At 63.0% G+C, this 13962-nt stretch carries 14 protein-coding genes and 1 pseudogene; 3 read left to right on the plus strand and 12 right to left on the minus strand.

From position 1 onward, the window contains the following. The 7 genes and pseudogenes from AC1D1P_RS04380 to AC1D1P_RS04410 all read right to left on the minus strand — a co-directional run. A pseudogene (locus AC1D1P_RS04380) lies at positions 1-525 on the minus strand (iron ABC transporter permease); the annotation flags it as partial. A gap of 89 nt (positions 526-614) precedes the next feature. Further along, positions 615-1637, minus strand: coding sequence for an ABC transporter substrate-binding protein (locus AC1D1P_RS04385; RefSeq protein ID WP_477672197.1), 1023 nt, complete (start codon positions 1635-1637; stop codon positions 615-617). A 61-nt stretch (positions 1638-1698) separates the two neighbouring features. Beyond that, the gene (locus AC1D1P_RS04390; protein WP_477672198.1) at positions 1699-2742 is read right to left on the minus strand and encodes an ABC transporter ATP-binding protein; all 1044 of its coding nucleotides are present in this window, start codon (positions 2740-2742) and stop codon (positions 1699-1701) included. Further along, positions 2735-3790: a sensor histidine kinase gene (locus tag AC1D1P_RS04395; protein WP_477672199.1), complete on the minus strand. Its 1056-nt coding sequence runs from the start codon at positions 3788-3790 to the stop codon at positions 2735-2737. The genes AC1D1P_RS04390 and AC1D1P_RS04395 overlap by 8 nt, the downstream gene beginning before the upstream one ends. Further along, the gene (locus tag AC1D1P_RS04400) at positions 3787-4473 is read right to left on the minus strand and encodes a response regulator transcription factor (protein WP_477669160.1); all 687 of its coding nucleotides are present in this window, start codon (positions 4471-4473) and stop codon (positions 3787-3789) included. The genes AC1D1P_RS04395 and AC1D1P_RS04400 overlap by 4 nt, the downstream gene beginning before the upstream one ends. A gap of 216 nt (positions 4474-4689) precedes the next feature. Beyond that, positions 4690-5475, minus strand: a complete 786-nt coding sequence (locus AC1D1P_RS04405; protein WP_477669159.1) for a MipA/OmpV family protein — start codon at positions 5473-5475, stop codon at positions 4690-4692. A gap of 112 nt (positions 5476-5587) precedes the next feature. Further along, the gene (locus tag AC1D1P_RS04410; RefSeq protein ID WP_477672200.1) at positions 5588-6823 is read right to left on the minus strand and encodes an MFS transporter; all 1236 of its coding nucleotides are present in this window, start codon (positions 6821-6823) and stop codon (positions 5588-5590) included. Positions 6824-6964: 141 nt separating this feature from the next. Between AC1D1P_RS04410 and AC1D1P_RS04415 the strand changes: the two genes are divergently transcribed. After that, positions 6965-7810, plus strand: a complete 846-nt coding sequence (locus tag AC1D1P_RS04415; RefSeq protein ID WP_477669157.1) for an AraC family transcriptional regulator — start codon at positions 6965-6967, stop codon at positions 7808-7810. A gap of 75 nt (positions 7811-7885) precedes the next feature. Here AC1D1P_RS04415 and AC1D1P_RS04420 read toward each other — a convergent pair whose 3' ends face one another. Then, positions 7886-8464: a hypothetical protein gene (locus tag AC1D1P_RS04420; RefSeq protein ID WP_477672201.1), complete on the minus strand. Its 579-nt coding sequence runs from the start codon at positions 8462-8464 to the stop codon at positions 7886-7888. A 330-nt stretch (positions 8465-8794) separates the two neighbouring features. Between AC1D1P_RS04420 and AC1D1P_RS04425 the strand changes: the two genes are divergently transcribed. After that, positions 8795-9610, plus strand: coding sequence for a CAP domain-containing protein (locus tag AC1D1P_RS04425; RefSeq protein ID WP_477669155.1), 816 nt, complete (start codon positions 8795-8797; stop codon positions 9608-9610). A gap of 27 nt (positions 9611-9637) precedes the next feature. Here AC1D1P_RS04425 and AC1D1P_RS04430 read toward each other — a convergent pair whose 3' ends face one another. From AC1D1P_RS04430 to AC1D1P_RS04445, 4 genes are all read right to left on the minus strand, one after another. After that, on the minus strand, positions 9638-10384 hold the full coding sequence (locus AC1D1P_RS04430) for a hypothetical protein (RefSeq protein WP_477672202.1): 747 nt from the start codon (positions 10382-10384) through the stop codon (positions 9638-9640). Between the two features lie 63 nt (positions 10385-10447). Then, positions 10448-10810: a carboxymuconolactone decarboxylase family protein gene (locus tag AC1D1P_RS04435; protein WP_477669153.1), complete on the minus strand. Its 363-nt coding sequence runs from the start codon at positions 10808-10810 to the stop codon at positions 10448-10450. Next, a complete protein-coding gene (locus tag AC1D1P_RS04440; RefSeq protein ID WP_477669152.1) occupies positions 10807-11031 on the minus strand; it encodes a hypothetical protein in 225 nt (74 codons plus the stop codon). The genes AC1D1P_RS04435 and AC1D1P_RS04440 overlap by 4 nt, the downstream gene beginning before the upstream one ends. A 202-nt stretch (positions 11032-11233) precedes the next feature. Continuing rightward, positions 11234-12658, minus strand: coding sequence for a coniferyl aldehyde dehydrogenase (locus AC1D1P_RS04445; protein WP_477672203.1), 1425 nt, complete (start codon positions 12656-12658; stop codon positions 11234-11236). Between the two features lie 211 nt (positions 12659-12869). On the opposite strand from AC1D1P_RS04445, the gene AC1D1P_RS04450 reads away from it, so the two are divergent. Continuing rightward, on the plus strand, positions 12870-13865 hold the full coding sequence (locus tag AC1D1P_RS04450; protein ID WP_477672204.1) for a DnaJ C-terminal domain-containing protein: 996 nt from the start codon (positions 12870-12872) through the stop codon (positions 13863-13865). Positions 13866-13962 lie beyond the last annotated feature (97 nt).

The following is a 13962-nucleotide window of genomic DNA, read 5'->3' on the forward strand; positions in this document are numbered from 1 at the left end:
CAGCAGTGCCGCGCATCCCACGACCGCGGCGGCCACAAACACGTCGCCACGGAAATAGCCCAGACGCGCGATGCCGGATCCCAGCAGCATGACAAGACAGACCAGGACCACAAAACCGCCCCAGCCGATGCCAAATTGCCCCTGCGGGAGCGTGCCCAGAGCCGCATTGAGCCATTCATACGACCACCCCGTGGCCCCGATCATGAAACCGCTCACACCCAAACCCAGCAGGCCGGTTACGGCGCCTGCCACCAGCACAGCGCCCTGGCGCCTGCTGGCAGGCATCAAGGCGCCGCATCCCGCCACCAGCAGACCGGCCACGCCGGTCCAGAGCCAGTCCCGGCCATGCATGGCAGCCTGCGTCAGCCCGTTGGCCGTCACAGGTTCGGTAAAAAGCCTGGGCAAGGCAAAGAGCAGCGAGCCACTTTGCAGGTAGTACCACGGCAGCGCCAGGTAAGCGGCTAAGCCGATGAGCACCCAGACGTAAATCGTCCGCTGGGTTCGTTCAGTGAATTGGACTGGCATGGGAGTGGCAAAAATAGTGGCAAAGATTCGAGCTGGATCGGCAGCTCTTTAGATTGAAGGTTGTCAGCGTCACGTCGCTGCCGCGTAGATCACTTGGCCTGGTTGAAGACCTTGCGTTCCCAGTTGAGGATCAGTTGCCGGCGAACCGCCGCTTGCCCGTACTTGGCGTAGTCGTAATCAATCAGCTTGATTTTCTTGAAGTCGGGAACACGGGGGTCCATGGGAGTTGCCTTGTTGGAGGGCAACTGGAACTGCTTGACTGCGGCACCAAATTGCTGCGCGCCCGGCGTGAGAGCCCATTCGTAAAATTTCCTGGCATTCGCCAGATTGCGCGCGCCCTTGATGATGGACATGGAGCCTACCTCGACGCCGRTGCCATCGGCGGGCGTGACGGCATCCACCGGAAAGCCCTGCGCCTTTTCACCGGTGACGTCATGGACAAAACTGATGGAAACCGATGCCTCGCCACGGGCAACCGCCTTGATGGGCCCCACGCCCGAGCGTGGATAAGTGCTCACGTTTTTATGCAGTGCCGAGAGATATTCGAATGCTTTTTCCTCCCCCATCATTTGCACCAGCGTGGCGATCATGGTGTAGGCCGTTCCGCTGGCACGGGGGTCCGCGACCAGAATCTCGCCTTTGTATTCCGGCTTGAGAAGATCCGCCCAAACCTTGGGAGCCGGCAGTTTTCTTTTGGCCAGAAGTTCGGTGTTGTAGCCGAAGCCCAGTGGCCCGGAGTAAACGCCGACGGTCTTGAAGCCTGATTGCTCCGCCTGTTTTTGCGCCCAGGCATGCAACTGGGGCAATGACGGGGACTTGTATTCCAGCGTCAGGTTCTGTTCCGCGGCCAGCATATGCGGGTCACCCGTGCCACCAAACCAGAGATCGGTCTTGGGGTTGGCACGCTCGGCGGTGATCTGCGCCAGCGCTTCACCCGATCCTTTCAGCGTCATGTTGACCTTGATGCCGCTGGTCTTGCCAAAGGTGGTTTGCATCAGGTTGCACCAGTCCGCCTGGGCGGCGCAGATGATATTGACCTCCCCTTCCTGGGCAAACACCGGAAGTCCGAGGGCCAGCAGCAAGGGAGCTGCGAAGAGTGCTGTCTTTTTCACGTTAATCTCCTGAAGGATGGGCGGCGAGGCCCGATTGAATGCGTGCAATGTGTTGATGTGTTCAGTCAAAGGGCATCACCACACTCACCCCTTGTGCGCCCAGATGCACGCTGACCGGCGAGCCCACCTGGCGGACCAGTGTCTCGCTTTGCACCAGGACCATCAATGTCCCCAGTGCGGTCAGCACGTGGTACTCGGTGTTGCGCCCCAGGTAGGCGTGTGAGAGAACTTTTCCGGGCAGGCCTTCTCCGCTGGCGGGTGCCAGCCGCCAGGCATGCGGGCGCACCACGAGGCGGACTTTTCCCTGCCGCCGCGTCAGTCCGGGCGCGATGCGCAGGGGCCCCAGCTGAATCGCGCCGGATGCATCAGCCTGGGCGTCAAACATCACGGCGTCTCCCATGAAGGCCGCAACGAATTCGCTGTGCGGCGTCTCATAGACTTCCTGCGGTGTGCCCACCTGCATGACCTGTCCTTCATGCATCACCACCACGGTGTCGCTGACCGCCATGGCTTCGCCGTGGTCATGCGTCACGTACAGCACGGTCAGCCCCAGGTTTTGCTGAAGGGCGCGTATGTCCTCCCGAATCTGGCGCCGCAAACCCGCATCCAGATTGGACAGCGGTTCATCCAGCAGCAACACCTTCGGCTGCAACGCAAGCGCCCGGGCCAGGGCCACACGCTGCTGCTGCCCCCCGGACAACACAGCGGTGTTGCTCCCGGCGCTGGTCTGCAGCCCCACCATGCCCAGCGCAGCCCGCGCGCGCTCGTCACGCTCGCGCGGGTGCAGTCCCAGCATGCGCAGCCCGTAACGCACGTTGTCCAGTACGTTGAGATGCGGRAACAAGGCGTAGCTCTGGAACACCATGCTGATGGGACGTTGTTCGACGCCCATGTCGGTCACATCCACCCCGTCGAGCAGGACCCGGCCCGAGGTGGGCCGTGCCAGTCCCGCCACCATTCGCAACAGGGTCGTCTTGCCACAACCGGACGGCCCCAGCAAGGTCGTCAGTTGCCTGGACGGTATGCGCAAGTGGATATTGCACAGGGCACGGACCCCATTGGGAAAGGTCTTGCTGATGGACTGGAACTGGACGGCGCTACTCATGGGGCACTTCCTGGGGCCACCGGACGACAGCATCCACCCCCACCACATGGTTGTCTTGCACGCGGTTGAACAAATCCACTCCGGCGTTCATCGACAGTGCAATCTGGCGGCAAATTGACAACCCCAGGCCGACGCCAGAGGTTCCCGACGATGACTGGAAAGGCTCGAACAGGCGGGCCTGGACTGCTTCATCCATGCCGCCACCGTTGTCCCAGATCAGCAGTTYGGTTTCGCTGGGCAAAGCCCGAATCACCAGGCCCAGAGCGCCGCCCTTGGGCGTGTGCTGAATAGCGTTGGACATCAGGTTACGGATCAACTCTCCCAACAACCAGGGATCGGTGATCAGGCGCACCGGAATGGCCTGCATCGARAAATCAAGTTTCTTGCGGGCCAGCAAGGGCGCAAATTCCATGACCACATCACGTGCGGTTGTGGCCAGGTCCACTTCAACCCAGTTGGCCCGGCGTACCAACTGTTCCATCTTGGCGACGGACAGCAACTGGCGGACCAGCTCACTGGAACGGTCCACGGTATTGAGCATCTTGGGCAGCGTTTCCCGCACGTCCAGCTGCCCGGACATGGCGCCCTGCAGCTGGGTGCGCAGCACCGCAAAGGGCGTACGCAACTGGTGGGAGGCATCGGCCAGAAACTTCTTTTGCTGATCCAGCGATTCCTGCTGCTGCTGCATCAGCCAATTGACCGTCCTGGCCAATTGCTGCAGCTCAACCGGCTGCTGATTCGTGACCGGCCGCAAGTCTTCCGTGCGGCGGCTGTCGAGCTCTTGCCCCAACACCACAACGGGTTTGAAGGCCTGGCGCAAAACCCACCACAGGCCGGCAGCAAACGCCAATACCTTGAACAGCCACCAAAGTCCTGCAGGCAATCCAAAGAGTGTCTGGGGATACGCCGCGCCCATCCAGTTCAAAAAGCACCAGGCCAACAGCAGCCCCAGCGACCAGGCCCAGACAAACAACCGGATTGATCGCCGGGCCCGCCATGGGCGCCAGACCGTCCATGACTTTCCCCGCAACAGGCTCACTGTTTTCACGGCTGATCCTGCCTTTCAGCCAGGGCATCATCCATCAGGTAGTAGCCAACCCCCCGCAGGGTGACAAGACTGGCTCCGGACCCCAGGATGCGTTTGCGTAACCGGTGCACCAGCACCTCAATGGCATCCGCACCAGCCGAGCCTTCGTCACCAAAGACGGTCTGGAGCAGGTCATCCTTGGCCACAGCCTTGCCGGGATGCATCATCAGCGCCTTGAGAAGGGCTAGTTCACGCCCCGACATTTCAAGCGGCAGTGCGCCGCGAAATACCTGTCCGTTGTCCAGGTCCAAGCGCAGGGTGCCACAGCGGAAATCTTCCACGCCCAGGCTGCGGCGCACCAGCGCCTTCAGGCGGGCCACCAGTTCTTCCACATCAAAAGGCTTGATCAGGTAGTCGTCCGCGCCGGAGTTCAATCCCAGCACCCGGTCCTCGACCGCGGTACGCGCCGTCATGACCAGTACGGGAAGCCGGGAACCTTCGTCCCTCAGGTGCTGCAGCAAATCCAGGCCATCCATGCCGGGCAGGCTCAGGTCGAGCAGGGCCGCATCAAACGGACGATGCCGTGCCATCACCAGCGCCTCTTTCCCGTCGGCACAGCAAACGACGTGGAACCCGCGGGCAACCAGCATGCGGCTGAGGGCGTCCACCAGATTCAGGTCGTCTTCAACCAGCAGGATATTCATGGAACGAATAATGCGGGAGGACGGACGGCTAAACCACCGAGGAAACGCCGACACCTGGTGAAAGCTCGGTGAAAGCTGGGAGGCAAAACGCAAAAATGCGGTGCGCCGGCACTCCCGGCAGCATGCACCGGCAAGCTGCGCCGCTAAAAACACGCCCTACAGGGGAAACAGGCGCCAGCTTTTCACGTCTGCGGCCGGATGACTCCGGACGCCGGGCTAGCGGAACCGATACGACACGGCGATAAACCCGGTGTCCTGCGTCCGGCGGCTGACCAGGGGACTGCCCTGAACCGAAGACCCCAACCACTTGCGACGCAGTTGCATCGTCAGCATCCAGGGATCACCGAGCGGCACATCGACCCCCAGGCCCAGCGTGGGCGCTGTCGAGGCGCCGGCGTTGTAGTTTGTAAACCCGCTGGCGGCTGACTCGGCCGGGGTCACACCGTAGAGGTAGTTGTTGTATTTGGCGCTGGTGTGTTCCAGCCCCACCTGCGGAAAGAACGACCAGCTGCCGACCTTGAACTCCGCCGCGTATGTGGCTTCCAGCAATGCACCGTGCGATTTGTTGGCGTCCACAAACGCGTTCACGAAAAACCCGCCGTAAGGCGTTTCCTGAAAGGTGCCTATGCCCAGCGGAATCGGTCGCTTGCGGTCCTTGAGTCCCGACAGCGCGGCGGTATCGGCGCGCCAGCCGTCCTGGCTGATGCGGCCGGAAAATTCCAGGTAGCCGTAGCCCATCCTTGCGGTTTTGATGCCCAGCGTGTCGACACGCGCAAAGAAGCGGCCATAGTCCGCATAAGCATAGGGCAGCAAGACGGTGTCGTTGCTCTTGCTGCGAATCACGCTTTGTGTGCCATACACGGCGCCGCCGATGTCGCCCGTCAGCTGGTATTTGAACGGGGCGGGTTGTGCCTGCACCATGCCCATAAATGCCAACCCAGCCAACGCAATGAGGACCACAGCCTGGGAAGCAGGAGAAGAAGCCCGGGTAAGACGTTTCATCGCATGCCTTCTTTCCGGAGATGATGCGATCCAGTATAGGACCGGGCAGGAAAAACTGCGCATCCGTCCTGCAGGCGCGTCGCGGGGCCGCGACACATCGAGCCCGGAATGCTCAGGCCGTGGCGAGTACCGTGCGGCGCACCCGGCGCACATTGAAGGCGCTGGCGATCAGCACCGCCTGCATCAGCGCCAGGCCCAGCAGGACGCCGCGGTAATAGCCATGGTCCATCATCGCGCCGAAGATCAGCGGCGACACGGCCTGGCCGATGTCCAGGCCTGCATACACCACGCCGTAAACCCGGCCCGAGGCGTTTTCGGGGGTTGAGCGCTTGACCAGCAGGTCACGCGACGGCCCGGCGATGCCGGTGGCGAAGCCCATGATGCCGAACAGCACAGGCACGACCCATGCGGGATAGCTGCCTGCGGCCAGCAGCACCGCCACGGCAGCCGCCGCACCAAACCCGATGCCCACAATGCGCTCGCAGCGCGCGGGATCCGATGCCAGGAAGCCGCCAAAAACCATGCCGCCCGCGCTGCACACCATATAAACCGTCAGGCAGATAGCCACCAGTGCGAGCGGCACGTTATGCAGGTGGCGCGCAGCTTCAGGTGCAAAAGCCTGCACCACGCTGAGAACGATGGCATACCAGAAGAAGAAAGAAAAACACATCCAGACGGCCGGTATCTTCAGAAAACCCAGACTGCTGTCGGCCGCGGGCGCGCCCTTGACCGGCGCCGCCATCGTGAGGGTGAGCTTGTCGCGGTTCATCACCAGCACCGCCAGCACGGCAAAAGCCAGCACACCGGCGGCAGCCAATGCCACACGCCACGAATAAGCAAACGTCAGCGTCACCACCACTGCGGGGGCCAGCGCCCAGCCCAGGCTGCCGGTGATGCCGTGCACGCTGTAGGCGTGGCCCAGGCGCGGCGCACTGACCTTGCGGTTCAGTAGCGTGTAGTCCACCGGGTGAAACACACCATTGCCGACACCGGCAATTACAGCAAAGCCGGCCAGCATCCAGTAGCTGGTGCTGATGGAATAACCAAAAGCCGCCACGCCCAGCAAACTCAGGCCGGCGAACAATATGGGGCGCGGGCCGAAGCGGTCGACGACAAAACCCGAGAGCGCCTGCACCGCGCACGACACCACAAAAAAGATCGTCATCAAAAACCCCAGCTCCGCATAGCTGACGCTGAACTCGTCCTTGAGCCAGGGAAACAGGGGCGCCAGCAGCAGCTGGCTGAAATGGCTGATCATGTGCGCCAGGCCCACCAGGCCGATCACGCTGGCGTCGGTGCGAAAAGGGACTGCAGCGGGCGCGTTCAGGGTCGTACTTGAAGTATTCATGGCGCTATCGTAGTATTGGCCAAGCCTTCTGAAATGCGACATAAAGCCATGTTTCATCGAATTTCGGACAAACCGCTTAATGACCTTCGTCCCTGCGATCACATCATCTGATTCAGGTGGATAGACCTTCCGACACGCCAGATGCCGCAACGTAAAGCCCCGCTTCATTTCGTGCCGGTGGGCGACACCGACAACTTCACGCCCAGCCGCCAGCGGCCAGTGCGCGTGCGGGCGCGGACGCTGGAAGCAGACACGCATTTCAAGCCCCATTCCCACGCCTGGGCGCAACTGGCCTACTGCTCCACGGGGGTGCTGCAGGTCACGGCTGAGCAGTCGGGCCATGCGGGCGGCGAAATCACCTACATCGTGCCGCCCTCCCGCGCGGTGTGGATCGCCCCTGGCGCGCAACATCACGTGACCGTGCTGGAGGCCGCCGAATTCCGCACGCTGTACCTCGACGCAAGCGCCACCCCGAAGGGCTGGACCGGTTGCCGCGTATTGGTGGTTTCGCCGTTACTGCGTGAGTCCATCCACGCGCTCGACGCGGCCACCCCGGAGCGGCCGCTGCCGGCCACTCGCGAACAACTTCTTTCCAGCCTGGTGCTGGACGAGCTCGCAGGCGCCGACACCCAGGCGCTCGGCGTGCCCATGCCGCATCCGCAAACCGGGGACAAGCGGCTGCGCGCCCTGTGTGAAGCCGTGCTGCGCGCACCATCAGAGCGGGCCACGCTGGCCGAATGGGCCGCCGATACTGGCGCCAGCGAACGCACGGTGGCCAGGCTTTTTCGCGACGAACTGGGCCTGAGCTACCAGCAATGGCGCCAGCAGGCCATCCTTGCCCACGCCCTGCCCCTGCTCACACGCGGGCAATCGGTCAGCACCGTGGCGGCGGCCAGCGGTTATGCCAGTGACAGCGCCTTCACCGCGATGTTCAAAGCCGCCATGGGCCAGCCACCCAGTCATTTTCAAAGTAAAAACAGGCTGTAAGGCAATGAGGGCAAGCGCAAGCAGCTATCAAAAAAGTAGCACCTTCAAGTAACCGACAGTGCGTTGGCTCGCAACCTACAGATCCCCGGCCGCCTGCCAGAGGGTTAGCGAGCCGATCGTGGGAAGCCACAGGAGGAACTTCTGGCGGTGGCTTTCGAAAGGCTCACCCAGCGGCGACCGCGGATCCTCGCTCAGCGCGTAAGCCATGCCTTCGACAAACCATTGAGGTTTGAGCAGCAGATAGAGCGTGCCAAGACGCTCGGCCTGCAAATAGTGGATCAGCTCATGCCGAACGTAAAACGGCTTCCAGGCGCGCGGCCCCACAACGGTGCCGAAAGTACCCAGGGTGACGGCCGAACGCATCCCCAGGCCGAAAGCATCGGCGCACGCCTGTGTTGAGCAAAAGACCATCTTCGGCATACCCTGGATCGCACCGACCCTGGCAGACACGAAGGCCATGCCCTCCGCATGCAGCCGGGCAGCCTCTTCAAATCGGGCTTTGTCGTCCACACACACCGAGGTGCTGAAGCATGAAACACCGGACAGTTCCGGCGCGATCACCCGCACGGGCCTGACGGCAAACCACGCCACTACCGGTACAAGCGCCAGCATGGCCAGCAGGCGAACTTTGAAGGAAGGACGACTCAGGCGCATGCGAAGCAGGTCAAGCGGCAGGTTTGAGGCATTGGGCAGGCGTTGAGTACAGGCAGTCAGGATGTTTCGCAAATCCTGACCGGCGTCAGGTGACCGAAGTTTAGCGGCCCGTTCAGCGGTGAAAAGTCATCCTCCCAATTGCGAACTAAATTCACCTTCCGGCCCTTGGAGATGAGCGCAAGCGGCTATCAAAACAATAGCACTCCACGTCAGCCGTACAACAGCACGCCACCGGGCCCGGCTGGTTATCATGGCCCGATGAACTTCCTCAGCGCAGCAAGAAAAACCGGCAGGAGATGGGGTCACGCGACGGCTTCAATGGCTGTTGTCATGTTTGCAACCACAGGCCATGCCCAGGCGCCTGCCGAGCCGCACCCCACGCTGCTGCGCGAACTGAACCGGGTACGGGAGGACGGTTGCGACGGGCGCGGCGCCAAGGTTTCCCTGCTGCGTGAAAACAGCGTCCTGTCGCGGGCGGCGCAGCTCATGGCCAGCGGCCGCACGATGGACGAGGCACTGAAAGCTGTCGACTACCGCGCGGTGCGGGCCGCGCAGATTGCCGTACGCGGCGCAACGGGCCCCTCAGCGCTCGCGCGCAGGACCCTGGGCAAATCATGCAGCGCGGTGATGCACGCCGAGCTCGCTGAAGCCGGCTTCTACCAGCGCGGGGCGCAAACCTGGGTGGTGCTGGCCGCGCCCTTCTCGCCCCCGGCTGCGGCCCAGGCCGGCGATGTACAGGCACGGGTGCTGGCACTGGTCAATGAAGCGCGCTCCAGGCCACGCCGTTGCGGTACGCAGGCCTTCGCGGCCGCAGGGCCGCTGCAATACAGCCCCGTGTTGTACAGCATCGCCGGGGGGCATGCCGCAGACATGGCGCGTTACAGCTACTTCAGCCACACCGGGCGCGATGGCAGCGATGTGGCCAGCCGCGCAACACGCGCAGGCTACGGCTGGAAAGCCATCGGCGAGAACATCGCCGCGGGGCAGATGCAGGCCGACACCGCCGTGCAGGGCTGGTTGAACAGCCCCGGCCATTGCGCCAACATCATGGCGCCGGCGTATACCGAGATGGGCACGGCCTTTGCGGTCAACATCCAAAGCAGCGCCGGTATTTACTGGGTGCAGGTATTCGGGGCGCAGCGGTAAGTCGCCCTTGCCCGGGGCCCGCAGCTTTCAGCGTTTTTCAAACGCCGCGTTAAGGCGGCGCAGCAAGGGCTTGTTCAGCTCGCGCGTGTGCCTGTTCCAGCGCTCCATGGACCGCTGCAGCTCAATCTGCAGGCGTGCGCTGGTGGCGGTATCCCCGTTCATCGCGGCCCAGATGGCGTATTCAGCGCGGCTTTCAAAGCTGCCGAAACGGTCCACGGCGGATTCAAACTCCGCTTTCGCGTCCACACCCCTGCCGACGCCGCCCAGCGCCTGGGCAAGCAGCAGCGACACCAGCTCCGCGCGAAAGGCGGGGTCGGTCTTGCGGATGAATTCAAGGTGGGTAATCGCCTCGGGATAACGCTCGCAGGCGAAATAGGCCCTTGAGGCGCCCAGCCGGATTTCCAGGTCGGAGGCGAACGGGCCCTTGAGGCATGCGTCGTAACTCTGCGCAGCCTCCAGCGCCTGGCCGGCTTCGAGCAGCGCGGAGGCAAGCCGCATCTGGTTCTGCGCGGTGGGCGTGTAGTCAAACGCGGCGTGTGCTTCCCGCAGCTCGCGCGTCGGGTCCAGTGTTTTTGCGGCTGCGGCCACGACCTTGCGCGCGCCGCGCTCCAGCCGCGAGTCGGGCAGGTAGACCGCCAGGAAGTAAACGAGGCTGCCCAGCATGGGAAACGAAAACAGGATGATCAGCCAGTACATCTGCTGGCCGCTGCGCAAGGCATGGACGGCAAAGAACACCGCCACAATGAAATGAAGTCCCAGTCCAACAAAAGGCATGGCCCATCCCTCCAGTTATTTTTGGGGGATTCTAAAGGGGCGTCAAGGAATGGGCCAGACCTTTCAGTTACCAGCAGGAAGCACTGTCTCGTCCCCGTCGCCATCGAACAGGCGCAAGGCGAGCAGGCCGTGCCCCACGCTGGCGCCTGCCCGCACAGCCGCCGCAATCAGAACCACTTCCGCCAGCTCCTCGCGGGTCACGCCCAACCGCCTGGCCGCACGGGTGTGCACGTCCAGGCAATAGCCACATTGGGTGGTAAGCGCCACGGCCAACGAAATCAGCTCCCGCACACGTGGCTCAAGATGGCCGCCTTCGCGCTTGGCCGCATGGTCAAACGCGAGGAAAGCCTGGGCTTCCACAGGTGCCAGCCGCACGAAGGCTGGCGCCAGTTGCAGGTCTTGGGGTGACTGGTAACCGGCGCTCATGGCTGGCCTTTGCTGTCCGCTGGCCTGTGGCGCCGTGCGATGGTTTCAAACAGGCCAACAAGCCAGCACATGGGGCAGCCGCGCATCAACACCAGCGCACCCGCCAGAGGAAGCACCGCCCACAGGGGATGCACCTGGAAAACCAGGGCGGCACATGCGAGCAGGGCCAGCGCGCCTATCCCGCGCAACACATGCTGGGTGACCGAAGTGCTACAGAACACGGGCGCCTCCGGTGGATGCGGTGCCACCCATGGTGCCGCCCCGCGCACAGGCGGAAAGATTTCGTTGCGGAAAAAACATCAGGAGCTCCTTGTCGGTGGTTGATACCGGCAAAGAGGCCCGCATTCGGCAAAAGGATTCGGGTTTCCTCAAAGAAATTTGAACGGCGCCGTCACCAGAACGCCAATCCCTTCAGGTCAAACCTCAGATCAGGCGCTTGAGCAAGCCCATCACCTGGTCAAACCGTTTTCCATAAGGCGGATAAAACAGGTCTCCCCTCGCCCACTTTGACTGCACCAGCACCGGCTTTTGCTGCGTCAGCCGCAGAAAACCGGTTTCGCCGTGGTAGCTGCCCCAGCCGCTGTCGCCCACGCCGCCGAAAGGCAGGTTCTCGTGCGCGATGTGCATCAGCGTGTCGTTGACAGTGACGCCGCCGCTCACGGTGCGCGCCAGCACATGGTCGCGAGAACCGGTGTCGGTGCCGAACCAGTACAGCGCCAGCGGCCTGGGGCGGGCGTTGACATAGCCAATCGCGTCATCGATCGACGCATAGGGAATCACCGGCAGGATGGGGCCGAAGATTTCCTCGCTGAGCAGTTTCGAGCCGGCGGGTACATCGAACACCAGCACCGGCGCCATCTGCCGCGATGCCACGCCCACGCCGGGTGCACCAGCCTGGAGGGTTTGCAGCCGCGCGCCCTCGCCTTCGGCCTGGGCCAGCAGCGCCTGCAGGCGTTCATGGTGGCGCGGGCTGATGATGGCGGCGTAATCGGGGTTGCCAGCAATGGTGGGGAACAGCGTGGACACGGCGCGCGCAAAGGCTTCGCCAAAGGCCGTCTCGCTGCCTTTCGGCAGCAGCACGTAATCGGGTGCGATGCAGGTCTGGCCGGCGTTCAGCAATTTGCCGTGGGCAATCTTGATGGCAGCCTTGTCGATGTCGCAGGACGCGTCGATGATGCAGGGCGATTTGCCGCCCAACTCCAGCGTGGTGGGCGTGAGGTTGGCGGCCGCCGCTTCGGCGACCTTGCGGCCCACGGCGGTGGAGCCGGTAAAAAACAGGTGGTCAAACGGCAGCCCGGCAAATTCGGCGGCCAGGGCGCCGTCGCCCTGCACCACGCAGAGCTCATCAGGTGCGAAGGATCGCTCAATCAGGGCCGCCAGCAAGGCCGAAGTTTTCGGCGTCAGCTCACTGGGCTTGAGCATGACGCGGTTGCCGGCCGCCAGCGCGGTGATGACCGGCCCGAGCGACAGCTGCACCGGGTAGTTCCACGGCGACACCACGCCCACCACGCCCAAGGGCTGGCGCTGCAGGTAGGCCCGCGCKGGCTGCAGGTACAGCGGCGTGCGCACTTTCACGGGTTTCATCCACTTTGGCAAATGCCGCAGGGTACTGGACAGCAGCGAGCGCAGCACAAAGATGTCGGCGATTTCGGTGAGCTGGRGCGACCGCACGCCAAAGTCTGCGTTGACGGCCTGTGCCAGCGCGCTGCCGTGCTCATCCAGCAAAGCACGAATACGCAGCAGTCGGTCACGGCGCAAGGCCAGCGGAACCTCTGTCTGTGCCCGGCTGGCCTGGTGCTGGGCTTCGAACAATGTGCGAAGGACGGACGGAGGTGTGCTGGAACTCATGCGGCCATGATAGGGGCCACAGGGGCAGAGCAGTAGGGACGCAACTCCAGCAGCACTGCGGGTTGACCCTGAGGCACTTGACCCCATTTACAGACCTGATGCAGAACCTGTTGACGGTCTAAACGGGTTCTCAGGCATTTGGCTGACAATCGCGCCGGCACTTATCCGCTATGGTGGTTGGCAGGTAAACCATCCCTGATGAAAGTGTTTCATGGAATTCAAGGATTACTACAAGGTCATGGGCGTAGAGCGCAGCGCCACGCCCGACGAGATCAAAAAGGCACACCGCAAGCTGGCACGCAAATACCATCCCGACGTCAGCAAGGAAAAAAACGCCGAGGCACGCTTCAAGGAAATCGCCGAAGCCTACGAGGTGTTGCGCGATCCTGAGAAACGCACCGCTTACGACCAGCTGGGCGCCAATTACCAGGCCGGGCAGGACTTCCGCCCGCCGCCGGGCTGGAACCCGGGGCAGGCCTCGGGGGGTGCCACCGGCGCTCCCCATTTTGGCGGAGCCGAAGGTTTTGACCACAGCGACTTTTTCGACGCGATCTTCCGCGGCATGGGCGGAGGGCCACAAGGCCGGGCTGGTTTTGACGATATGCGCGGCGGCCGCAGCTTTGACATGCATGGCCAGGACCAGCACGCCAAAATCCAGATAGACATCGGCGACTCCTACAGCGGCGCCACGCGCAAACTGCAATTGCGCATGCCGATGGAGAGTGAAGCCGGCGTGACGATGCAGGACCGCAGCATCGAGTTCGTCATCCCCAAGGGCATACGCGCAGGCCAGCACATTCGCCTGGCGGGCCAGGGCTCTCCTGGCATGGGTCAAGGCAGCCCGGGCGACCTTTACCTGGATGTTGAATTTCTGCCGCATGCCCTGTACCGTGCCGAGGGCCATGACGTGTACATGAATCTGCCCGTCGCGCCATGGGAAGCCGCGCTGGGCGCCGAGGTGGAAGTGCCCACGCCCACCGGCGAGGTGGAGCTGAAAATCCCGGCGGGCTCTGCCGGCGGGCGCAAGCTCAGGCTCAAGGGGCGCGGGCTGCCGGGCAAGACCCCGGGAGATTTTTATTTTGTGCTGCAGGTGGTCCTGCCGGCCGCGGACACGGATGCGGCAAAGAAAGCGTACGAAGACATGGCGGCGGCATTCAAGGCCTTCAGGCCGCGCACCGCCCTGCAAACCTCGGGAGCCAAGGCATGAACACCCCCACCCGCTACCTCGYCGGCTTCATCCTGGAAGACCAGGATGAACTCACCCTTGACGATCTCTGCCGGGCCTGCGCCGCGCAGTCGGAGCT

The organism is Polaromonas sp. P1_E1_2, assembly GCF_056406035.1.